Origin of the sequence: Microseira sp. BLCC-F43, assembly GCF_041929235.1 — a bacterium.
GTDB lineage: Bacteria > Cyanobacteriota > Cyanobacteriia > Cyanobacteriales > Aerosakkonemataceae > Microseira.
The window spans coordinates 56,991-79,001 of sequence record NZ_JBHFNP010000255.1; the positions used below are offsets into that span (position 1 = coordinate 56,991).

General features: G+C 45.9%; 21 protein-coding genes and 1 pseudogene. 11 read left to right on the forward strand and 11 right to left on the reverse strand.

The window, feature by feature from the left end; all coding sequences use genetic code 11:
- Positions 1 to 46: 46 nt before the first annotated feature.
- The 4 genes from ACE1CM_RS34235 to ACE1CM_RS34250 all read left to right on the forward strand — a co-directional run bounded on the left by ACE1CM_RS34235 (position 47) and on the right by ACE1CM_RS34250 (position 6,242).
- Positions 47 to 2,527 carry a M48 family metalloprotease gene (locus ACE1CM_RS34235; protein ID WP_374883348.1) on the forward strand — a complete coding sequence of 827 codons (2,481 nt, stop codon included), beginning with the start codon at positions 47 to 49 and terminating at the stop codon, positions 2,525 to 2,527.
- Between the two features lie 847 nt (positions 2,528 to 3,374).
- Positions 3,375 to 3,893 carry an RNA recognition motif domain-containing protein gene (locus ACE1CM_RS34240; protein ID WP_374883350.1) on the forward strand — a complete coding sequence of 173 codons (519 nt, stop codon included), beginning with the start codon at positions 3,375 to 3,377 and terminating at the stop codon, positions 3,891 to 3,893.
- A 295-nt stretch (positions 3,894 to 4,188) separates the two neighbouring features.
- Positions 4,189 to 5,343 carry a glycosyltransferase gene (locus ACE1CM_RS34245; RefSeq protein ID WP_374883351.1) on the forward strand — a complete coding sequence of 385 codons (1,155 nt, stop codon included), beginning with the start codon at positions 4,189 to 4,191 and terminating at the stop codon, positions 5,341 to 5,343.
- A gap of 182 nt (positions 5,344 to 5,525) precedes the next feature.
- A complete protein-coding gene (locus ACE1CM_RS34250) occupies positions 5,526 to 6,242 on the forward strand; it encodes a sugar transferase (RefSeq protein ID WP_374883352.1) in 717 nt (238 codons plus the stop codon).
- 147 nt (positions 6,243 to 6,389) lie between these two features.
- On the opposite strand, the gene ACE1CM_RS34255 is transcribed toward ACE1CM_RS34250, so the two are convergent.
- From ACE1CM_RS34255 to ACE1CM_RS34300, 10 genes and pseudogenes are all read right to left on the reverse strand, one after another.
- Positions 6,390 to 6,566, reverse strand: coding sequence for a zinc ribbon domain-containing protein (locus tag ACE1CM_RS34255; RefSeq protein WP_374883371.1), 177 nt, complete (start codon positions 6,564 to 6,566; stop codon positions 6,390 to 6,392).
- A 204-nt stretch (positions 6,567 to 6,770) separates the two neighbouring features.
- Positions 6,771 to 7,115, reverse strand: a complete 345-nt coding sequence (locus tag ACE1CM_RS34260) for an HNH endonuclease (protein ID WP_374883353.1) — start codon at positions 7,113 to 7,115, stop codon at positions 6,771 to 6,773.
- A 74-nt stretch (positions 7,116 to 7,189) separates the two neighbouring features.
- Positions 7,190 to 7,639, reverse strand: a complete 450-nt coding sequence (locus ACE1CM_RS34265; protein ID WP_374883372.1) for a group II intron maturase-specific domain-containing protein — start codon at positions 7,637 to 7,639, stop codon at positions 7,190 to 7,192.
- Positions 7,622 to 8,257 (reverse strand): annotated as a pseudogene (locus tag ACE1CM_RS34270) (reverse transcriptase/maturase family protein); the annotation flags it as partial. The pseudogene ACE1CM_RS34270 and the gene ACE1CM_RS34265, both read right to left, overlap by 18 nt.
- Entirely contained in the window at positions 8,241 to 8,663 is a 423-nt protein-coding gene (locus ACE1CM_RS34275; protein WP_374883354.1) for a reverse transcriptase N-terminal domain-containing protein, read from the reverse strand. The gene ACE1CM_RS34275 and the pseudogene ACE1CM_RS34270, both read right to left, overlap by 17 nt.
- Before the next feature lie 834 nt (positions 8,664 to 9,497).
- Entirely contained in the window at positions 9,498 to 11,075 is a 1,578-nt protein-coding gene (locus ACE1CM_RS34280) for a group II intron reverse transcriptase/maturase (RefSeq protein ID WP_374883355.1), read from the reverse strand.
- A gap of 422 nt (positions 11,076 to 11,497) precedes the next feature.
- A complete protein-coding gene (locus ACE1CM_RS34285) occupies positions 11,498 to 12,109 on the reverse strand; it encodes a transposase (RefSeq protein ID WP_374883356.1) in 612 nt (203 codons plus the stop codon).
- A 3-nt stretch (positions 12,110 to 12,112) separates the two neighbouring features.
- A complete protein-coding gene (locus ACE1CM_RS34290; protein ID WP_374883357.1) occupies positions 12,113 to 12,376 on the reverse strand; it encodes a hypothetical protein in 264 nt (87 codons plus the stop codon).
- A 263-nt stretch (positions 12,377 to 12,639) separates the two neighbouring features.
- On the reverse strand, positions 12,640 to 13,149 hold the full coding sequence (locus tag ACE1CM_RS34295) for a zinc ribbon domain-containing protein (RefSeq protein ID WP_374883358.1): 510 nt from the start codon (positions 13,147 to 13,149) through the stop codon (positions 12,640 to 12,642).
- A gap of 16 nt (positions 13,150 to 13,165) precedes the next feature.
- Positions 13,166 to 14,029 (reverse strand): hypothetical protein, encoded by an 864-nt coding sequence (locus ACE1CM_RS34300; RefSeq protein WP_374883359.1) that lies wholly within the window; start codon positions 14,027 to 14,029, stop codon positions 13,166 to 13,168.
- A gap of 56 nt (positions 14,030 to 14,085) precedes the next feature.
- Between ACE1CM_RS34300 and tnpA the strand changes: the two genes are divergently transcribed.
- The 7 genes from tnpA to ACE1CM_RS34335 all read left to right on the forward strand — a co-directional run bounded on the left by tnpA (position 14,086) and on the right by ACE1CM_RS34335 (position 20,977).
- On the forward strand, positions 14,086 to 14,466 hold the full coding sequence (gene tnpA, locus ACE1CM_RS34305) for an IS200/IS605 family transposase (RefSeq protein WP_374883360.1): 381 nt from the start codon (positions 14,086 to 14,088) through the stop codon (positions 14,464 to 14,466).
- A gap of 812 nt (positions 14,467 to 15,278) precedes the next feature.
- Complete coding sequence (gmd, locus tag ACE1CM_RS34310) at positions 15,279 to 16,355, forward strand: GDP-mannose 4,6-dehydratase (RefSeq protein ID WP_374883361.1); 1,077 nt, start codon at positions 15,279 to 15,281, stop codon at positions 16,353 to 16,355.
- A 34-nt stretch (positions 16,356 to 16,389) separates the two neighbouring features.
- Positions 16,390 to 17,334: a GDP-L-fucose synthase family protein gene (locus ACE1CM_RS34315; RefSeq protein WP_374883362.1), complete on the forward strand. Its 945-nt coding sequence runs from the start codon at positions 16,390 to 16,392 to the stop codon at positions 17,332 to 17,334.
- 446 nt (positions 17,335 to 17,780) lie between these two features.
- Positions 17,781 to 17,942: a hypothetical protein gene (locus ACE1CM_RS34320; RefSeq protein ID WP_374883363.1), complete on the forward strand. Its 162-nt coding sequence runs from the start codon at positions 17,781 to 17,783 to the stop codon at positions 17,940 to 17,942.
- On the forward strand, positions 17,939 to 18,907 hold the full coding sequence (locus ACE1CM_RS34325) for a glycosyltransferase family 2 protein (RefSeq protein ID WP_374883364.1): 969 nt from the start codon (positions 17,939 to 17,941) through the stop codon (positions 18,905 to 18,907). Before ACE1CM_RS34320 ends, ACE1CM_RS34325 begins: the two co-directional genes overlap by 4 nt.
- A gap of 71 nt (positions 18,908 to 18,978) precedes the next feature.
- The gene (locus ACE1CM_RS34330; protein ID WP_374883365.1) at positions 18,979 to 19,557 is read left to right on the forward strand and encodes a 5-formyltetrahydrofolate cyclo-ligase; all 579 of its coding nucleotides are present in this window, start codon (positions 18,979 to 18,981) and stop codon (positions 19,555 to 19,557) included.
- A 580-nt stretch (positions 19,558 to 20,137) separates the two neighbouring features.
- Positions 20,138 to 20,977 carry a carbohydrate ABC transporter permease gene (locus ACE1CM_RS34335; RefSeq protein WP_374883366.1) on the forward strand — a complete coding sequence of 280 codons (840 nt, stop codon included), beginning with the start codon at positions 20,138 to 20,140 and terminating at the stop codon, positions 20,975 to 20,977.
- Between the two features lie 431 nt (positions 20,978 to 21,408).
- Here ACE1CM_RS34335 and ACE1CM_RS34340 read toward each other — a convergent pair whose 3' ends face one another.
- Positions 21,409 to 21,795, reverse strand: a complete 387-nt coding sequence (locus ACE1CM_RS34340) for a hypothetical protein (RefSeq protein ID WP_374883367.1) — start codon at positions 21,793 to 21,795, stop codon at positions 21,409 to 21,411.
- Between the last annotated feature and the right edge of the window lie 216 nt (positions 21,796 to 22,011).

Here is a 22,011-nt window from a genome sequence, read left to right on the forward strand (position 1 = left end):
CTGAAGTATGGGTATCTTTAAGTAAAAGCCGAGTGGAAGACTAGCCATGACCTCACTTCCTGACTCTTCTGTTGAGGCTGGACTGGCAGCTTTGAAGAAGGGAGATTTCAACAGCGCCATCCCTCACCTAGAAAGCGTCTGCGACGTAGAAATAGACCCAGCCACCATTGTACGCGCTCAGATGGGGTTGGTCGTTGCTTACAATAGCAGCGGTAACATGCAAAAAGCGATCGCTCTGTGTCAGCATCTGACTACTAGCGTTAATCCCCAAGTCAAACAATGGGCAGATAATAAACTAGCAGAAATTACACATAATTCAACATCTGTCAAGCCTACACCCACAGAAAATCCTACCGGATTTGTCCCGTTAGACCAGATACCCCAAATAAACCAGCCATCTTCTAAGCAATCTACAGAAGTTAGCGGCTTTGTCCCGCTGGAAAATATACCGCCTCAAGAAAATAGGCAAGTCATTCCCCCCCTGGGTAAAGCAGGGGAGCAAGCGAGCAGGGGAGCAGGGGAGCAGGGGAGCGCTGTAGGGGCGGGTTTTACCAATAATCTGACAACTCCCAGCGACAATTTAACTAAACCCGCCCCTGTTGGCGAGCAGAAGAGCAGAAAAGATACAGTCAGTAGGAATGTTCCTGCACCAGAACCTTCCAGTCTCCTCGCGTCAAAACAAGCATCCTCCCGTCCCGCTGATTCTGTATCTTCTTCTGGGAACTCTACATCCTACTCCCCACAGCCGCATACTTGGCGACAAGCCCAAAGAGCGCAGCGATGGCAGCCGTTGCCTGTTGATGTTGGGTTTAAACCGGATCTGACTCAATTGTGGGGAGTGCAGATTGTAACTGCGATCGCTCTATTTTGGATGCTTCGTCTCATCCTCCAGTTCGGCGCTGCGGTTACAAATGATTTATTCGTTAAGCTGCCTTATTTAGAACCAATTCAAGCTTTCTACGGCTTCTACTACCAACCCACTTTACCCATACTGATCGGGTTGGCAATACTGCTGGTGCTGTCTCCTTGGTTAATCGATGGACTGCTAAAGCTGTTTTACGGTAACAAGCCTTTCTCCGTGGAAACACTCAAAACCCACAGCCAGGAAGCTGCTAGAGTCCTGCAACGCCTCACCCGCGAACGCCGCATCCCCGTACCGAAGTTAGGAATTTTACCGACAGATGCTCCCTTGGCGCTCACCTATGGCAATCTACCCAATACGGCTCGCATTGTAGTCAGTAAAGGATTGTTAGAACAGTTGACAGATGACGAAATTGGTGCTATATACGCCGCTCAAATGGGGCAGATCCGGCGCTGGGATTTTGTGCTGATGTCACTGGGCGTTCTGGTTGCCCAAATTCCTTATACGATATACAGGCTAGTTGCTGAATGGGGAGAACAGTGGGAAGGGCCAATTTTGCGGGGAACAACGGGGGCGATCGGGCAAATCGCTTATGCTATCTATTGGCTGCTGCGGTGGCCTTTGGTATGGTTATCCAGAATTAGGGTTTATTTTAGCGATCGCTTCTCCTGCGATGTTACCGGCAATCCCAACGGACTGAGTCGCGCCATACTTAAAATTGCCATTGGCATTGCCAAAGATATCGAGCAACAAGGCAAAACCACCTGGCTTTTGGAAGGTTTTGACCTGTTGATGCCTTTGGGATATCGGCAAGCGATTGGTTTGGGTAGCGTTCACGCTTATACTGCGTTTGAACCCGTGCTGGCTTGGGATGTTCTCAATCCTTACAGCCGATGGCTGGCTTGGAACAATTCTCATCCTTTAACCGGGGATCGCTTACAATTATTATCCCGCTACGCTCGCCACTGGAAACTGGAAACCGAGCTTGACTTCAGTTCACCGACGGGAAAGGCTCGCCCTAACTCAGCATTCCGACTACAAGCCGCCCCCTACTTTGGCATTTTAATCGGTTTAATTCTGGGAGCGTTACTCTGGCTCTTGGGCGAAGTTGGGAGTTTAGCAAGAATCCGGCTACTATCCTGGCTTTTGGATGATTACTGGTTTTTTCTCCGGGGATTTGTACTATCTGGGTTTAGTATCGGCACTTTAATCCGCATTAATTCTTTCTTTCCCGATATTACGCCTTCTACCAGAGCCGATGAAACCACTTTGCCAGACCTCCTAGGCGATCCAGATGCCCTACCGATAGATAGTCAGCCTGTGCGTTTTCCCGGAAAGCTCTTGGGGCGTCCCGGTATCGCCAACTGGCTGGGACAAGACTTAATTTTACAATCGGGTGCCGGATTGGTAAAACTGCACTACCTTTCTTGGCTTGGTCCGATAGGGAATATCATCCTGGGAACAAACCGTCCCAGTCATTTAATCAACCGCTCGGTTACAGTATCCGGCTGGTTTCGCCGGGGCGCTACCCCCTGGATCGATATTGAAGCGATCGCCACCTCTAGCGGCAAAACCAGTCCCAGCGGTCATCCAGTCTGGTCTACGATTTTAGCCACCGGCTCTGCTGTTGTGGCAGCTTACATCATCTTGAAAGGTGGCTTCTAGTAGCTCAGCCACATCAAAACTGCTCTATGACCTTTGAAGATGCTCTGACAAAGGAGTTGGGGAGACGCTAAGAGTGTACCCTTCACAAGTGAGAAGCATCTGGTCTGAGCCTCCCGAATTTAAACGGGCTAGAAGAAGAGACTTCTTCAAAGTTGGAAACCCCTGGCTTGAGAAATGGGGTGTCCCCGCTCTCCCTTGTCTCCCACTCGACCCGTCCTCTTCAAAGATCTCCCCTGCTCCCCTGGGAGCCGAGTTATGTAAAAAAATGTTGCAATTTATCGCGGTCTTTGTTACATTTATTTACATAAGAATTTGATCCAGACGCGGCGCGAGGCAGTTTTGCAGCACAGTCTTGGTATCAGGTTTTCCTCCTCCCAACACAGCAAAAGCTCAACCAGCCACAGCGGGGGCTGGTTTTTGTTTACCTGCATGTATCGAAGAGCAATCCTTAGGAGACACCAGAAGATGGCGGCAAGTGTTACAACTGGGATCTACCCCCCGCAGTGGCAGACAAAGTTGAAATCTATCCTGAGAACTGGTTTCATAACCAATGCCGTGATATTTTAATTATTAGTGTCAACATCTAAAGCCACCGAAATAAAGACAAGAAACCTGACTTTTCTGTGCCTACTCACGAGTCTTATGCTTGAAAGTCAGGCAAAACATCTTAGGCTTTCAATATTAAACAGCGTTTTTTCAGGCAGCGATCTGTGTGGTGGTAATTGGCTAGAGGAATACAACGAGTGGTTTGTTGCGGCAAGTGTAAATCGGGTTTGTCCTCAGCCAAAGCTGTTGTGGGCGCTGGCAACTAAGTTTTTTTCAATCCCTATCTGGAGGTATCTTCGTTATGTCCATTCGTCTTTACGTAGGCAACCTGCCTAAAGAAGAAATCGATCGCACCGAACTGCAAGCGGTGTTCGCTGAGGCGGGTAACAATATCTCGACCAAGTTGATTAAAGACCGCAAAACCGGCAAATGCAGGGGTTTCGGTTTCGTCACCGTACCCAATGACGAACAGGCGGATCAATTCATTGAAAAGTTCAACGGCTTTGTTTTCCGAGACAGCGCCATCAAAATTGAAAAGGCATTGCCTCGAGCTAAAGGTCAACCAGGGGAGGAGGAAGCAAAGCCAGTTAGCGATCGCCCATCGGGCAGTCCCACCCCCAGCACCAGCAGTTCTGGCGGTGGCGGTGGCGGTGGCGGTGGCGGTGGCAGCAGCCGTCGTAACAATAAAAAGTCTCGCCGTCCCAGCGGTAGCAGCACCTCAACCAGCACTTCTTCTGATGCGGTTCAACCCGATCCCCGTTGGGCGCAAGCGTTAGAAGAGTTGAAGCAGCGTTTGGCAGCTCAAACAACCAATCCCTAGAGGTGATTTCTAAACACAATCCCCCTCCTAACTCCCTGAAAATAGAAGGCTAAAATAACCTGCAATATCGCCTTTTGCAGGCTAAGCCTTCCCTCAGGGGTCAGACTATTGTAAAAGATTTCCGGCCCCACAAGCACTGTTTTATGGCTTGTGTTAGTTGCCAGCGATCGCTGGCAAAGTTATTTTTGGCGATTGACCGCTGACTTTGGGCCCCTACTATCAAATTTTCCCAGGCTGGAGAATTTTCTCCAGCTTTTTTAATCTAAAATCTAAAATTTCAAATGGTTTAAAACCCGTGCAGCGAAAGTATGCTCTTGTCCACGAGTGGTTGACGCCCAAAGCTACCGGCGGTTCAGAACTGGTAGTGCGGGAAATTTTAAATCACATCGATGCAGACGTTTATGCCCTCATCGACTTTGAATCTACCAACCAAGATAGCTATCTATTCAAGCGTGAGATTGGCACAACCTTTCTGCAACACTTTCCATTTGCCCGCAATGGTGTGCAAAAATACCTGCCCCTGTTGCCCCTAGCGATCGAACAGTTGGATTTGCGGCAATATGATGTCATTCTCTCGTCTTCCCACACGGTAGCCAAAGGAGTGCTGACGACTCCGTACCAGTTGCATATTTGTTACTGCCATGCTCCCATGCGCTTTGCTTGGGACTTGACGTTTGATTACCTAGACAGCAGTTTAATGGGTCGAGGCTTCCAAGGCATTTTGACGCGGTATTTGCTGCATCGACTGCGTCAGTGGGATGCACTGACGGCGAATCGGGTGGATTACTTTATCGCCAATTCTAAGCATACGGCGGCTCGCATCTGGCGCTGTTACCGCCGCTATGCAGAGGTAATTTACCCACCAGTGAATATCGACCGATTTCCCTTTCAGGAGAAGAAAGAAGATTTTTACCTTACCGTTTCTCGCTTGGTGAGTTACAAGCAAGTCGATTTAATTGTCAAGGCGTTTAATCAGATGGGACGCCCGTTGGTAGTGATTGGCACTGGGCCACAATTGGAGATGATTCGCCAATTGGCGAAACCGAACGTGCAGGTGCTGGGAGCGCAGCCAGATGGGGTTGTGGAGCAATACATGTCCCAGGCGAAAGCTTTTATCTATGGCGCCTGCGAGGATTTTGGCATTGCTTTGGTAGAAGCTCAAGCTTGCGGTACGCCAGTTATCGCCTACGGTGCTGGAGGAGCGTTAGAAACGGTGCGGGATATTCGGCAACACCCAGATAGGGGCACGGGATTGTTGTTTCCTTTGCAGACGGAAGCGGCTTTGGTGGAAGCGGTGGAGGCGTTTGAGGGGTATCGAGGGAAGTTTAAGGCGGAATGGGCGCGATCGCAAGCCTGTTCATTTGCCCCTACAATCTTTAAACAACGTTACCTTGCTTTTGTAGAGAGCTGCGATCAAAAGTTTCAGTCTCGCTTGAAACTTTCGAGTTAGCTTCAAAGTCCAAATCATAGCAGGTAGTAGGGGCAATAGCCCCGTCTCCCTCTGCCTATAGCGCTTTCCTCTGGCTCTCCTATTACCAAATTGCCATCGCTTTTAGGGCGATATTAGGGCGAAAGCGGCTATTGGCTTTATGATCTTTCCTGTGTGTGGTGTGAAGTAGTGTAAGGAGTAAAATGACAGCCACTAGCCCGTCCGGCAAGCTGTTACAGGCGAAGAGGAAACTTGGCTTAGAGCCACTGTTGCTTCAAGCCCCCAGAAAAACAGCTTTACCTCGTTTAGATGTTGCCAAGCGACTGTTTGATATCTTGTTTTCCTTGTCAGTTCTGATCTTATTTTCCCCGATTTATCTGGTGTTAGCGTTACTGATTGCGATTAGTTCACCCGGCCCAATTTTTTACGTGCAGGAACGGGTGGGTAGAAATTACAAGCGCTTCGGTTGTATTAAATTCAGAACCATGATTGTCAATGCCGACGAAGTTCTGCGGCAAATGATGGAAAAAGACCAGGCACTGCGGCAAGAATTTGCAGATAATTTCAAGCTCAAAAACGACCCTCGAATCACTTGGATTGGTCGATTTTTGCGCGTGACTAGCCTCGATGAATTCCCCCAGTTTTGGAATGTTTTAAAGGGAGACATGAGCGTTGTTGGGCCTCGGCCTTTAGTCCCTGATGAGCTTTACATGTACGGAAATCACATGGATAAAGTTCTGACAATTAAGCCAGGAATTACAGGATTGTGGCAAGTTTCTGGGCGGAATGATATTCCCTACGAACGCCGGGTCAAAATCGACGTTTATTATGTCAATTTCCGCAATTTTTGGCTGGATTTGTGGATAATTATCAAAACGCTTGGCGTTGTTATTTTTCCCAATAACAACGGTGCTTACTAGGATTGACACTCCCCGGTCTTTTGACGCGGGGATTCTTTACTCATCCTCGAAACTTGCTCGCTTCTGGTTTTCACCAACTAAAGTAGAGGCTCCAAGTCCGGATCCTGTTACTTTGGGACTGTCCGTCCCTAGCTTGCAAAGCAAGATTTAAAATGTTTTTCCATTATTGCTGTCTCTGTGTACCTTGCACCCACACTTACAAACGTGGGTACGAGTTGACAGAGACTTTTTCACAAGCGCCCCACATTTACTGCATTTTTGGCTCGTATAGTGTGGTTTGACAGCAACTGCAATCCGGTCATACTTGCTAGCAAAATATTCAATCCACTGCCTAAACTGATACCAACCAGCATCGCATCCCCCCCAACCCCCCTTATTAAGGGGGGTGCCTCAGGCGGGGGGATGGTTTTTGACCATGTTGCTCACGCTTAAGTCTTCATAGGTTACTAGGTCGGTTAGGGTCGAGGGGAACATTGCTGTTCCACCCCTCCCATCCGAAACCGTGCAAGCGATTTTCACCGCACACGGCTACTCAATGTGTTTTCCCTTGTCACTATGGGACTTCTTGACCGTTTTGACTTTGATGACCGGAATGTCGTAGATCCACTCCCAATCTACTTTTTCCCATTGTTGGGCTAGTTCCTTAAGGAATTTTGAGTGTTCTTTCTTCCGGATTTCTATTAAGTCAGTAACGGTCTTTTCATCGTGGCAATGTCGATGTAACAGTTGCAGATTTTTCCACTCATCCTTACCGCCATTAGCTCTGGGGATTTTGTGGTCTACTTCCATTACATCCCATTCCTGGAAGCTTAATCCGCACGCCAGACACTTACCCTTCTGTTGTTTCAACAACTTAGCCGTTCGACTCGGCAATTGAGGGTGTGTTCCAAGTCTTGAACTCCAGTAAACTAGGTCGCAGTCGTTGGGGCTTTTATCGCCTTTAACTTTTACATAGTCAGTGCGCAACTAAACTCACTATGTTTTAGTAACCTCAGGGGGTTCGCTTCCCCTTTCTTGGTTGCGAATACCCAGTTATTGCCATCTATCGATGTCCAATACCTTTGATGTCCGGTATTGATATTTCCACAGCGGCGTTTTGCCCATCTGCGAAGTTTCAAGTATGTGAGGGAATCTTGTTTTGATAGTTCTCCTACTGTTTTTGCGTCGGAGTTTGTGTAATAAGAAGTCCATCCCCTTATTACAGGGTTAAGGTCTTTAATCAGTTCCGCTTGGGGTGATGACCTGTGTTTTTTGATGATTCTTCCGATTTCCTCTTGGTGTGCTTTGCTTGATTTCGCTGATGGGGTGATGAGGGTTTTAAAACCTAGTATTTTACCTTGTGGGTTTTTTGCACTTCGGTATTTTCCAACGGGATATTGTTGGATGTGGTGACCTATAAAGTCAAATCCAGCAATACCATCCTCACTCAATTCAGGGTGAAGTGTGTGAGTTATTCGGGTCTTTTCAGGTTTTAATTCCAGTCCTATTTCGGTCAACCATTCCGAGATTATCTCCCGGCATCTTTGGAGAACGGCTTTATCTTGATGTAAGACCACAAAATCATCTGCATACCTGACAATGGTAAGAGAATTTATCCTATCCCTTCTTGCCATAACTACTCCGTTGGGATTTCTTAGGCTTAGGGTTTCTGCAAACTCTTTTAAGTGGTTTTATAAGCCGTGTCGGGCAATATTTGCTAATAAAGGTGAAATAACTCCACCCTGCGGCGTTCCAAGAGATGTAGCAGTAAATGCTCCAGTGTCTATTACCCCAGACTTTAACCAAGCTTTAATTTGTTGCCTGATTTTGCCTTTGATATTTAACTTTTGGAGCAATGTTTCATGGTTGATGCGGTCAAAACATTTGGCAATGTCAGCATCTAGAACAAATTTGGGTTTGTCCTTAATACCATTTTTTATTTGCCATATCGCATCGTGACATGACCTTCCTGGTCTAAATCCGTATGAGTTAGGCTCGAAAATGGCCTCCCATTCCGGTTCAAGGGCATTTTTGATTACCGCGCGGCATCGCGAGGTCGTACTTTGTGGGTATTCCTAATGGTCGTTTCTCCTCTTTCCCAGGTTTTGGTATCCATACCCTGCGTGTCGGGTGGGATTTCCCAGTTAATTTGAGTTGACCTGCTAGCTGAAAACCTGTTGCTGGGGCTAGACATTTAATTCCATCCACTCCTGCCGTTTTCTTGCCAGTGTTGTCTTGTGTTACCCGTCGTACCGATAAGACCTTGTTATACCAGGACTTCATCAACGTCTTTTGGAGTCTGCGTACTTGTTTGATATCGCCGCGACGTGAAGCAGCATAGATTCGTTTTTGTAACTTAAAGACATATCTTTCGGCTGTGCGCCAATTGAGAGCCTTCCATCCCTCTGTATCCATTTGTGAATCAGATTTAGGCTTGTTCATCACTACTGGTGACTCTAGCTTTCACACATTGCGGTTCACGTCAGCTTATCCCGGCAATTACGCCTTCTCTTTTCAAGCAATTCCCGTTATTTCGGGTTGGGCATTGGCTTCTTGAACCATCCCACCATCTCGTAGCTTATAGCTTGACTGCCTACCTAATTAATCGACCTTAATCAGGAGCTTACGTGATGGTTACTTCGTTCCTACTATCCATTTTGTTGTAGGGCGTGTTTCTCCACCGGGGTTGTAGGTAGTGCGCTATCTCGTTACTAAGATACTGATAGACCTTACCCTTGTCGGCTTTTTCCGACCCAGGAGTTAGATTGAATCTATTAGCTTATATCCCCTGGCTTTGCATATCGATGGCTCATCAACACTTCGTTGGTTCTACCCATAGAATCTTGCTTGCAGTAGGTGCTTTCAGCTATTACCACCTATTCCTGCTTTCACCCCCGCTTTACAAATTTGATGGTCAGTCTCTTCTTTTGGGGCTACCAATTTCTTGGTAGTTTGTGTGCTTTTAATCCCGCACCGGGATAGTAGGGCTTAGTGTTTTCTGGATTGGGTTATGATGTCGGTGTGACCCTTCATTTTTTCCTTTCTCCCCTAGCTGTCTTCGCTTTTGCTCGGCTAGGTTTCCTCACCTACATGGATAGTAAGTTGTCATCAGTAGAGGATTAAAGTGCGAACTCTACCCTGTTGGATTACTCTACTGAAGCCAGTCATCCCTCCATATGGATTTCGACTGAACGAATCGCACTTAGTCCTGCAAACGTGACGCGCAAGTCTGTTTGCGTGTTCGGTACGTTGCCTAGTTTGAGTCGAAGGGGGATATTATTCCCCGCCCCTCTCAGTTAGATCTGGGCGTGCAAGTTTCCCCGCACCCAGCTCCCGATGTTCTTGGCTTGCGCCTTTGCTCATGTGAATGTAATCGTGGCAGCTTTCATGAATAGCTAGAAGGTTCTGTTTCTGCCAATTATTATGGTTTCCATCGACATGATGGAGATGCACCTTCTCGTCAGAGAGCATCTTTAAGCCACAGTATCCACATTTATGGTTTTGCCTTTTTAGGGCAAAAGAGGTTTCGCCATCATACAGCTTGCTGTTGCGCTCACTCCAGTAGGCGATATCCCCATCAAAGGGTGATTTCTCTCGTTTGACGTTGATGTGTTTGTTCTCGGAGTAAGAAACCGTTGGGAACGCCTTATCCAGCAATTTCTTGCTGGTTTGACGGTCTTGCTTGGCTTCTTTGTTGAACACCTTGAATGCCCTTGTTTCGATGTGATATAACGAGTTTCTTGACCCGTCCATCTTGCAAAAGCGATGATAATTTCTCCAACCTCTAACTACGGGGGCTAATTTTTCAGCCTTGACCGCAGCACCATAATTCGAGTTGTTGACGATGTGTTTTACTTTCTGACGAAAAGCCTTGAAATTATCCGCTGAGGGAGTGCTTCTGAACTTTCCGTTGCTTTGCACTTTGAAGTGCCAGCCAAGGAAATCAAACCCATCTGTCGCAGCAGTCAGCTTAGTCTTCTTTTCGCTCACCTTCATGCCACGTTCTGCTAGAAACTGGCTGATTTTGTCGAGGATTGCCTCCGCATCTTCTCCGGGCTTAAGTATAATAACCATGTCATCCGCATAACGCACGGACTGGTGGATTTCCTCTATCCCATTGAGCGCAATGTTGGCAAGTTCGCGACTCACCACTCCCCCCTGCGGGGTTCCTTGTTCTGGAAATTCTGGGTTGACTCCTGCTTTAAGGCATCGGAATATTCCGAGCTTTATGCCTGGTGGAGCGATGAGTCGTTCCATGATGGATGAGTGGTTTATCCGGTCGAAGCATTTCTCGATGTCAAGTTCGATTACCCGCTTCTCTTTTCGATTCACTCTTGAATTTAGATTATCGAACAGATATTTCTGCGCGTCATGCGCCGACCTACCCGCTCTCAACCCATAGCTTCTTGCGTGAAAGGTTGCTTCATGGGCTGGTTCCAAAGCGTATTTGGCTAAGCATTGCCAAACCCTATCGGCTATGGTGGGGACTTTTAGGATGCGAGTTTTACCATCTTTTTTTGGAATGGGTATTTCTCTTAGTTTTGAGTGCTTCCAGTTGTTTACTGATTGCTTGAGTTGTTCACTCAACGCGAATCTTTCCTCAAATGAGGGGGCAGCCTTACCATCAATTCCTGCGGTCTTTTTCCCAGCATTGAGTTGCGTAACCTGACGTATTGCCAGTAATCTTGCTGCGGTGGATTTTAGCATCAGCTTCTGGAGTGACCTTGCTCGTCGCTTGTCTGCTTCTCGAATAGCTTTGAACATTCGTTTTTGTAGGCGGAATAAGTCGCGGCCCAATTGCTTCCACGGCAGCTTTCTCCAAGATTCACTATGGTTGTCCATGTGTCTAATCATTCTCTACTCCAAGCAAGTGTTTTCTGAACACCTCGCAACAATTACGTTACGTCCTACCCGAACTCAGGGAGTTCCGCTACTCGTCTGGTCTACTTGGGGATTCGACCTTTCCCTAGACCCTGAGTTCGTTTTTCTTCGTTCCCTCGGTTGATTGTTTGTCCCGTTAGGTGGAGCCATTTCAACCACTAGATTCCCTAGACTCTTGCCGCTATTAGTAAGCATATGCGGCGGGAATAAGCTCTAGTCGAGTCGGGCTTTTGTGTTATGTCCCGCTTCCTAATAGGTCGCTTTTTTAGGCTCTGTTTTCACCGTGGGGACTCCCCGTTAGCGCCAGTGTCACCCCATAACGGATGTCTGATTGCGCCCTGTTCCCAGCTTCACTCTCCGAAAACCGAGTTCGGTCGGTGTGGGCAGATAGGGAGTCATACCTGAGTCTGGTAGGTGGGACTTTCACCCGCATCAGACCAAGAGTTCAACCTTTTCCATTGCTGGAATTGGTTGGTGTAGTTTTTGTGGACTTTACACCACGATTCACCACACAACGAATCGCACCTTACTCTTAGGTGTTTCTTAGCAAATCGCCTTCTTGCTTTACGGCGTCCGTTTTTTCCTTTCTCCTTTTTATAGATGAGTCTTTGAGCGTGTTTGATTGACTGCTCAGCCTTCCTTGAGAAACGTGGATTTTCTTCTTGATGTCGATTGGAGTCAGTATAGAAAAACTCCAGTCCTACATCCAGCCCAATTGCATTTCCGGTTGGTTGTAATTGCTCAAAGCACTCAACATCAATCGCGAACTGACAATAGTACCCATCAGCGCGACGCACCAACCTAACGCGCTTAATTAACTTAGCTGGGTAATTGTGGATATCCCATTTTCCCACTAACTTCAACTCACCAATACCTTTTTTGTCAGTAATGGTAATTCGCCGCTTAGTTTGATGCAGCGACCACCCGCTGGTGCAACTATTCAACGGAGCCGTTGTCTTTCTGGAAGCGTGGGAATTCTTTTTTTCCTCGTTGCTTTGCGAGAGCAATTATCATAAAACCGAGAAATTGCCAGGGTTCCTCGCAAGAGCAGCAGCTTGCACTGCCATTGAGTTTAGGTCTTTGACAAAGGAGAATTCGTTGCTTAGCTTTGTAGAGTACTTGTTCAAAGCAAACCTATTGACATTGGCATCTTTAGGAGCATCCATCCAGTAGCGGATACACTTGTTTCTGATAAACTGCACTGTACGGATGGCCTCTTCTATAGCCTTGTATTGATTTGGCTTAGCCTTAACCTTGTATTCCAAAACTAGCATTTCCGACCTCCATTGCTATATTTATAATCTACTAAACCTGTGGTATTTTAGCCGGAAAATTTTATTAAATATTTGAGGATTTATCTGAAATTTTATGAATCAATAATTATGCAAAAAAACAAAGGTGATGCGACAAATATTGGGTTTAGATCCGCGAGATTGACGCATCACCTTTGTTTTTGGCGCCGCGTGCGTAAGTCCTGTGAATATGAGATGCGCCAATTGAGCTTTTGACATCTCCCCTCCTTAAAAGAGAGGGGATTCTAAGCAGATGTTGCGGGAGCGGCCTCTTGGCGCGCTCCGCAACGCTTACGATACAATTTGGTCAGAGATCCAAACAAATCATATCGCTTTGGGAGTGTCAAAGCTCCCCTACCCACCTTGACTACGTTAATCCCTAGCTGTGTGGCTACTTTTGCAAGAATATTTGCTGCGCCATTGCAATCTGCGTTAACCAGAAAGCCATGTCGAGTCCTGTACAATCCGCGTTTTAATCTTAGACCTGATGGTTGCCATCCGTTGGGTTTTTCACCATGTTTATGAAGGCTATCGCCATGCAAAAAGGAGGATTGTGATGTATAAGCTGACTCAGTAATCGTCAGTACAATTCCATACTCAAAACACAATTGTTTCAAGCGGTTAATCAATCTTTTCGTGGGAATAGCAACGAAATTTTGCTCGCCGCGCTTGCCCATGTTGGAGCTATCTTTCTGTCTTTCGTTCCAACCAATAACTAAATTTCCCACCCGGTCATTTAAGCATCGGTTGATCATAAACCTCGCAGCTTTATTAATAGCCGAAGCGCATCTGATTGTTGCGCTTACGCCCAAGCCGGTCATAATTGGCATCCCAATAGAAATCGGGTTTTCCTTGTTTGTATTTTGCTACGATACGGCAGTATCCCTGGTTCATCTCCAGCAGCTTGCGCCCATCAATAATCAGGCTCTTTCCCCTGGTAGAAACCCCAGTCAGCCAATTAGTGCCACCCTGGTCAAACGACCATGCTTGAGAGTAGTCAAGATGCGGGTTGTTCTTAATTGGTTGCTTGCCATCGTCGATAACCCAATCAATCCACAATTCACCAAGAGATGGACGGATGGTTACTTCTTTAACCCACTCAGAATCGATAAATTCAGGTAGTGGCAGAAATATTTCTCCAATTATATGCGGCTTGGTTTCCCGGCTAATTGATGGATAAAAACAGTCTTCTCTATAGGTCAGTGCTTGGCGAGGAAAGGTTACAGATGCTAGCCCACCACGCTTCCTGTACTTTGGCAAAGATGGTTTATCAACTTCACCCTTGTAGTATAAATCGACTAGCTTGTTGTAACTAGAAATTGACTCGACCACCGATTTAAGCGTTTGCTGTGCTGACTGTGCAGCCATCGCTTTGTAGTGAGGATTATCCTTGAGAGCTTTGTCGAGTTCTGGATAGGTCGTCTTGCATTTGTATGTCTTCCATCCGTGTCTTAGCTCATCACCGCGCCAATAAATAGCAAGAGCGTTTTCGTTTTGCTCTAAAAAGGCGTAATGGTTTTGGCTGGCATAATAAATAGCGCAATTAATTAAGCTATTTGCTTGCTCGCACTGGTAAACCCAGAACGCTTGTTGTTCATCTGTAAACCTGGCTTTTATACGAACTGTCTTGTACAAGTTGTCATCACCTCCTGTATTTTATTGTTTTTGTATTATTTATAGTTAAAAGTATATTGAAAATAGCAAAATTATCACATGCGGATTACGATTACAGACGTAACGACAATTCTGTTTCGTCAATTAACTATCACTTCGTATTCGTACCAAAACGCCGCAAACCAGTTTTGGTCAAAGAAGTAGCGGCACGATTGCAGCCAATTATTTTTGAACTGGTTGAAGAACACGGGTGGAAGCTTATTGCGTTAGAAATTCAACCCGACCACGTACATTTTTTCATCAATGCCCCTACCCATGAGTCCCCTGCTGATATTGCTCGATGGATTAAGGGTAGGGCTTCGCACCATCTAAGAAAGGAGTTTCCAGAATTGAAAAAACTACCTGCATTGTGGACTCCAACCTATGCAAGTTGCAACGACTGGTCAGGTCAGTACTGAGGTAGTTAAGAAGTATATTGAAAATCAGCGTGGCAAATAAAGAGATACGCCGGTTTAAAAACCGTCGGGTCGGGTTTCATCCCCTGGTCAAAACCAAGGGGTTCTCACCCTCCCGTTCTGTTTTGATAGGCAGCCACCATCCGAGGCATGACCAAATCTGAGTTGATTCGCAGCTTAATAGCAAGGTTTCCTGAACCTTCACCAAAAAAACATTCGTGAGACTAAAGTCTTACGCGGTTACCCCGGTCTTTTGACACGGCGTTAGAGCGGACTGATCTATAAGGGCTTTTAGGCGTAAAGCTGCAGGGGTAAGCGCTTACCAAGCTCAATTCCCTTGGGGTGTAGCGCGCGCTCTCTGATATGATGTCAGGCTTTTTACCCATAATTAAAACTCAGAGCGTCAGAGTGTCCCCGCCAAGCGAGCGTCAGTCCTAACTATGGGTAATCAAACGGACATGATATGACCGGGTGCAGGAGAATCGCGCGCTATTGCTTGCGTAGTCTATTGCGTAAGGTAGAGTAAGGTAGGTTGATTGCCCATCCCCTGATTCTGCCAGCGGTATGTTGACAACTCGACCGGGTATGCAAAGTTTTTGCAAAGAATACATCGTTTCTTGATAATTTGCCACAGGAGTATGGGTTAACTTAGGAAAGGACTAAAGGAATCCCCAGGGGTTGGATTGGGGTTTTTACGTAGGCGAGCCACCCAGTTCTCACCTATACTCGTGCCTATCTGGTTACCAGTCAGTCACGATCAGAGCAGCAGATGCCGCCTACCCCAATATTTCACAGACTATAAAGGAATACGGAAGATGACAGAACGGAAACGAGCGCTGATTACCGGAATTACAGGTCAAGACGGTTCTTACTTAAGCGAGTTTTTGCTTGAGCAAGATTATGAGGTTCATGGTATTATCCGGCGGACTTCGACGTTTAATACCGACCGGATCGACCACATCTATGTAGATCCTCACAATGAGGCGGCGCGGTTGTTTCTACACTACGGCGATTTGACCGATGGGGTGACCCTGCGCCGCATTCTAGAAGAAGTAAAACCTGTAGAAATTTACAATTTAGGCGCTCAATCCCACGTGCGCGTTAGTTTTGATTCCCCGGAATATACGGCTGATACTGTGGGGATGGGGGTGCTGCGCCTTCTAGAAGCGATTCGGGACTACCAGCAACGCACTGGTATTGAGGTGCGGTTCTATCAAGCGGGTTCTTCTGAGATGTTCGGTAAGGTACAGGAAATTCCCCAGAAGGAAACGACGCCGTTTTATCCCCGCAGTCCCTACGCTTGCGCTAAGGTTTACGGTCACTGGCAAACTGTAAATCATCGCGAGTCTTACGGCCTGTTTGCCTGTAACGGTATATTGTTTAACCACGAATCGCCGCGCCGCGGCGAAACGTTTGTGACGCGCAAGATTACCCGTGCGGTGGCGCGGATTGTAGCCGGTAAGCAAAACAAAATCTACATGGGCAATCTCGATGCTAAGCGGGATTGGGGCTATGCTAAAGATTATGTCCGGGCAATGTGGTTGATGTTACAGCAAGAGCAGCCAGACGATTACGTGATTGCTACGGGCGAAACTCACTCGATTACAGAGTTTCTAGATTTGGCTTTTGGTTACGTCAATTTAGATTGGCACAAGTATGTGGAGTTTGACGATCGCTATCTGCGCCCCGCTGAAGTAGATTTATTAATTGGCGACCCGACTAAGGCGAAGCAAAAGTTAGGTTGGGAACCTAGCGTGACTTTTCCAGAATTAGTTGCCTTAATGGTGGAAGCAGACTTACAGGCTTTGGGGCTAACTTTACCAAACGGGAATGGGGCAAAATTCGTTGATATTGCTACCATCCGTCAACAAGTAAGCAGCTCAATGCCTTAATAGAATAAAGCCCCAACAGGTGAGGATCGAAACAATGACTGGACTCGACTTAAAAGATAAACGGATTTTGGTCACTGGTGGGGCTGGATTTTTAGGCCGCCAGGTGGTGCAGCAATTGCTCTTATCGGGAGCCGATCCTAACAAGATTACGGTGGCGAGATCGCGGGATTTCGATCTGCGAAGTCTCACAGCTTGTCAGCGCGCCGCCGATCAACAGGATATCATTATCCACCTAGCAGCACATGTCGGCGGTATTGGTTTAAACCGGGAAAAGCCAGCTGAACTATTTTACGACAACCTGATGATGGGCGTTCAGCTAATTCACTCCGCCTATCAAACAGGCGTCCAAAAATTCGTCTGCGTCGGCACTATCTGCGCCTATCCCAAATTTACTCCGGTTCCATTCAAAGAAGATGACCTCTGGAATGGCTATCCGGAAGAAACTAATGCCCCCTACGGCATTGCCAAAAAAGCCTTGTTAGTCCAACTCCAATCTTACCGACAGCAGTACGGTTTTAACGGCGTTTACCTTTTGCCGGTAAACTTATACGGCCCTGAAGATAATTTTGACCCCAGAAGTTCTCACGTGATTCCGGCGTTAATTCGCAAGGTTTACGAAGCACAGCAGCGGGGAGACAAGCATCTACCCGTTTGGGGCGATGGCAGTCCTAGCCGCGAGTTTCTTTACTCGACTGACGCAGCGCGGGGTATTGTTATGGCTACCCAATTTTACAACGAATCTGACCCAGTTAATTTGGGAACGGGTTATGAAATTACCATCAAAGATTTGGTGGAAACAATCTGCGACTTGATGGGTTTTGATGGCGAAATTGTCTGGGAAACTGATAAACCAAATGGGCAACCCCGTCGTTGTTTAGATACGGAACGCGCCAAAGAAAAGTTTGGTTTCACTGCTCAAGTCGGCTTTAAGGAAGGACTAAAAAATACTATTGAGTGGTATCGTCAGCACGCTGAATAGGTGTGGCAAATTCGTGGGTTTGAACAACCCGTTTTCTTAAAGAAAACGGGTTTTTACTAAGTTTATAGCGGTTTGTGACTTGGTGGAATACAGTAGTTGTCTATTAGACCGTTGGCAAAAGTATCAAACCCGCCCGGAAATAAATTTCCGTTGCTCATATCTCAAGTCGCTTAAAACCGACTAAATGCAATCAAACCAGTTTGTTTTAACCGACGTTCGCTAAAAGCCCTTGGAATTTATTCCCTGGCGGGTTTGATACTTTTGCCAGCGGTTTATTGCTGTAGGGCAGCAGTGCGCCTCTAACCGCTGTTGTATTCTACCAAGATGCAAACCGCTATAAAAAGTCGCTATGCCTGGGAGCAAAAATTTCATAAACTTCCGGTAAATCGAAGCTCAAAATATTAAAGAAGTTATGCAAGTACTTGACAATTATTTGAGGGAAATATATGATGAGTGATAGCTCTAGTAAGTTTGAGAAAAATTGGGGAAAAAATTGGGGAAAAAAATTGTGGGAAAAACTGCAAGTAGAGGGCAAAGTTATATCTAAGTTGAACGGCGGTGTAGAGTCAGAAATATTTGTAAAACAAGGGGATTTGGAAAGAAAATGACAAAACCTATATTATCAATCGTTAGTCCAACAAGACCAGGATTTCCCGAAAATTGGATTCGAGAGCTAGTCAAGATAAAAGGAGATGTAGAGTTTATTGTGGTTCATCCACCAGGACTCAGCAAGCATCCAATTGAAGACCCTCGCTTGCAGCAAATTAACAGCCCTTTTAAAGGAGAAATTATCCAACGGCTTACGGGGCTTTTGAATGCAAGAGGGACTTATGTTTTGACAATTAATTGCGACGAATATCTCAATCCTGATATAGCAGAAATAGCCGTCGAGTATTACAAGAGATTTCCAGATAGCTGGGTGATGCGGCTAAATCGGAAGGATTTTGATTATGGAGATAAGCGGATGTTTGAAACTCCCTGGGAAAGGTTGCCAAATATCGAGAAATTGAAAGTTTGCAGCAAAGCCCAAGGGAACTCTAATTTATTTACAGAAACTAACGAGTACATGTTAGAAATTCCCATCGCTCCGGTGGATAATAAGTTTGATTGGCTGTGTATTTTTAGGGGAAGACAAGACCAACACGGCCCCCATACTGAGAATTTCGATAAGAAAGTATGGAAAAATGAACTGGTTCAGGAGACGATACAAGAAATTGCTAGCATGATGAATGTGGTGGGATATTTCAAGTACGTTCCTTTCTGGTGTTTGGATAGGCTTCTGGGGCTATTTTTACAGGCAAAATTTTATGAAAAAGGCAAGGTAATTGGTCACTTGTTACCATCCCCCGAACAAATCCGAATTGAGGATAATCCGCCCCAGTATAGAAGAACGAGAAGATTTTACGTGTTTGCTGAGATTTTTCTACTCAAGCGCTTCCCTCAATATGGATATATTTGGAATCTGATTATCCATCAAATCAGGGAAATTCCGGTGCGCGCCGTCGCATCGCTAGCAAGGAAGAAAGAAGTTTTTGTGAATCAAAAGATTTCTGAAACTACAGTCTCAGGCTAGTTTTAATTCGGCGGATTTTATTAACCCGTTGTCTTAAAAACAACGGGTTTTTCTGTTGTAATTTTAATCAGATGAAAAAAGCAGAATTACGACAAAGTATTCTTAAAAAGCGTCTATCAATGCCTGAAAAAGAGTGGCGGTCAAAGAGCGATCGCATCTGTTTCCACCTCCAATCTTCCCCTATATTCTCATCAGCAAAAACAATTCTGGCGTACTATAGTTTTCGCCAAGAACCAGATATGAGTTCGCTGTTGGCAGAAACCAAACAGTGGGGGTTGCCTCGTGTGGACGGTAAATCTCTCGTCTGGCATCGCTGGAAGCCTGGAGAACCTCTCTTAACCGGGGCTTATGGCATTTTTGAACCTGACGCGAATTCACCGACCTTAGAGCCGGAGGAGGTGGATTTAATTCTGGTTCCGGCTGTTGCTTGCGATCTGCGCGGATATCGGTTAGGTTACGGTGGCGGATTCTATGACCGCTTGTTGTGTTCGCCCGAGTGGTCATCTAAGTTTACTATTGGGATTGTGTTTGATTTTGCTTGTTTGCCTCAAGTACCTGTTGATGAATGGGATAGGCGGTTAAATGGTGTCTGTACTGAATCTGGTTTAATTATCAGGAAATTTGATCCCCCCCCTGCCCCCCCTTGCTAAGGGGGGGAGAAAACCTAGACTGGTTTAATTATCAGGAAATTTGATCCCCCCCTGCCCCCCCTTGCTAAGGGGGGGAGAAAACCTAGACTGGTTTAAATCAGGAAATTTGATCCCCCCCTGCCCCCCCATGCTAAGGGGGGGAGAAAACCTAGACTGGTTTAATTATCAGGAAATTTGATCCCCCCCCTGCCCCCCCTTAGCAAGGGGGGGAGAAAACCTAGACTGGTTTAATCGTCAACAACCCACCACTAAATCGAAGATTCTAGTGGGGGCTTGGAAACAAGTCCATAGTTGACCCGCTTAAGTTCCTTGAGAACTACGTTAACGGCAAGTGTTAAAGAACCTACTTTGGAATGCTCCACCAGTTCCAAGCACTAGAACCAAATAGTTAAACAGTCAAGTTGGGTTTAGAGCAGTGCTATTTGGAAAGTTACCGACCGTTAACATTGGCTAGGTGGCCTTTACCCTAGAAATAAGAGTTTTTCATGTCAAACAGAGCAAGGTAGTTTATATGCTGGCTGCTTTCCTCTCACCGTTAAATCATAGATTATAACAAGAGTCAAGCTCAGCTATTAATTTGATGAAATCTAACATCCAAAATCCAAAATCCAAAATTATTTTAATGTATGGGGTGTTGGGAGCGATCGCAACAATCATGCTCTTCCCTTTATTCTGGCTTGTCAGTACTTCTTTCAAGTCCCCCACGGAAGAGATTTTCCAGTTTCCACCCCAACTTTTGCCCAGTCAGCCGACGTTTGAGAATTTTATCAAGGTTTGGCAAACTAATCCGTTTGCTACGTATTTATTTAACAGTACTCTGGTGGCTTTTCTGACTGTAGGTTTAAATTTGCTATTCTGTTCCCTGGCGGCTTATCCGCTGGCAAGGTTGGATTTTAGAGGTAAAAATATCATTTTTACTATTATTGTTTCTACCATCATGATTCCGTTCCAAATCGTGATGATTCCTTTGTATATTTTGACGGTGCAACTCGGTTTGAGAAATAGCTATCTGGGGATTATTTTTCCGGGTATTGCTTCTGCTTTTGGGATTTTTTTGTTGCGGCAAGCGTTTCAAGGCGTGCCGAAGGAATTAGAGGAAGCTGCTAGGATGGATGGCTGTTCGGAATTGGGTATTTGGTGGTTTGTTATGCTTCCCGCGATTCGTCCGGCGTTGGTAACTTTGGCGATTTTTGTCTTTATTGGTTCTTGGAGCGATTTCCTTTGGCCTTTAATTGTCGTTGACCGTCCCGAATATTATACTTTGCCTTTGGGAGTGGCGACTATGTCCGGAACTTTCGTTTTAGATTGGCGTTTGATTGCTGCTGGTTCGGTTATTTCTATTGCGCCGATTTTGCTTTTGTTTTTAATTGTACAGCGATACATTGTGCCGACGGAAACGGGGAGCGGGGTTAAGGGTTAGTAAAGGCTAATAGATGAGGTGTTAACTTTACACAAATATAATCGCTTCGTTGTCAGTCCGACAGGGAATAAATTCCCGCATCTTATAGCTAAAGTCCTCTCAAGAGGACTGGTAAATAATATCAGTCGCTTAAAATCGACTTTCGCTACTCGCTTTGGAAATTTATTTGCGGGTGGTTTGCCATTGCATTTGCAAGATTTAATGCATAATTTATCCATCGTAAGATATATTATATCATGCCCGGTGGTATCGGTAGTGTATGGATGGCTAATTGCTAATTGCTAATTGCTAATTGCTAATATAGTATTTTTCCTGACATTAGCGATTAGCGATTAGCTATTAGCAGTTACACAACCTTTGCTCCCGGAGATGATATCAGTAATTAGGCATACTGGTAACTGTGCCGAGGGACATCATTTAACCTCAGCCTTTTATCCTTCTTTTCCTTTTCCTAATGGCAAACTCTGGCGCAGAAACCCGGTTTTTTGCAAAAACCGGGTTTCTTGAGGTGCGAGATTTGAGCGATCGCACTCCAAACTCGAAATTTCATGTTCCAAACTCGAAATTTCATGTTCCGAACTCGAAATTTCAAGCAGTTCAGGGGTGCGATCGCATCCCCATCCCCTATCTTGACGCTCGCACCCTAAACTGCTATGGTCAATCGTATCGATTGCTTTCGTGAACCGAAGCAACCGATGTCCCCAAAAATCTAGTTCCGCTACCCAAAGCTGTTGAAGCAGCAATGGATAGCTTAACCCCCACACTGTGTAAGGCAGTAAGGAGGCTCGATAGAGAATTTTAACATTCTCCGCAGCCACCCTAGTTTGACATGCCTATGCGAGGTGGCTAGATTTTTGGGTTTTCTAGTAAAACCCAAAAAAGGAGAATATCTCATGGTAGAATCCCCAGTTAACTACCTGGGATAAAATTGCCACGGCACTGGGTACAACAGCGGCAAGTTATTCGGGGGAGAACCCTGGGAAACCAACATCGACTGATTCCACAGACCGCGAAAATCCCAAGTATCCCACAAG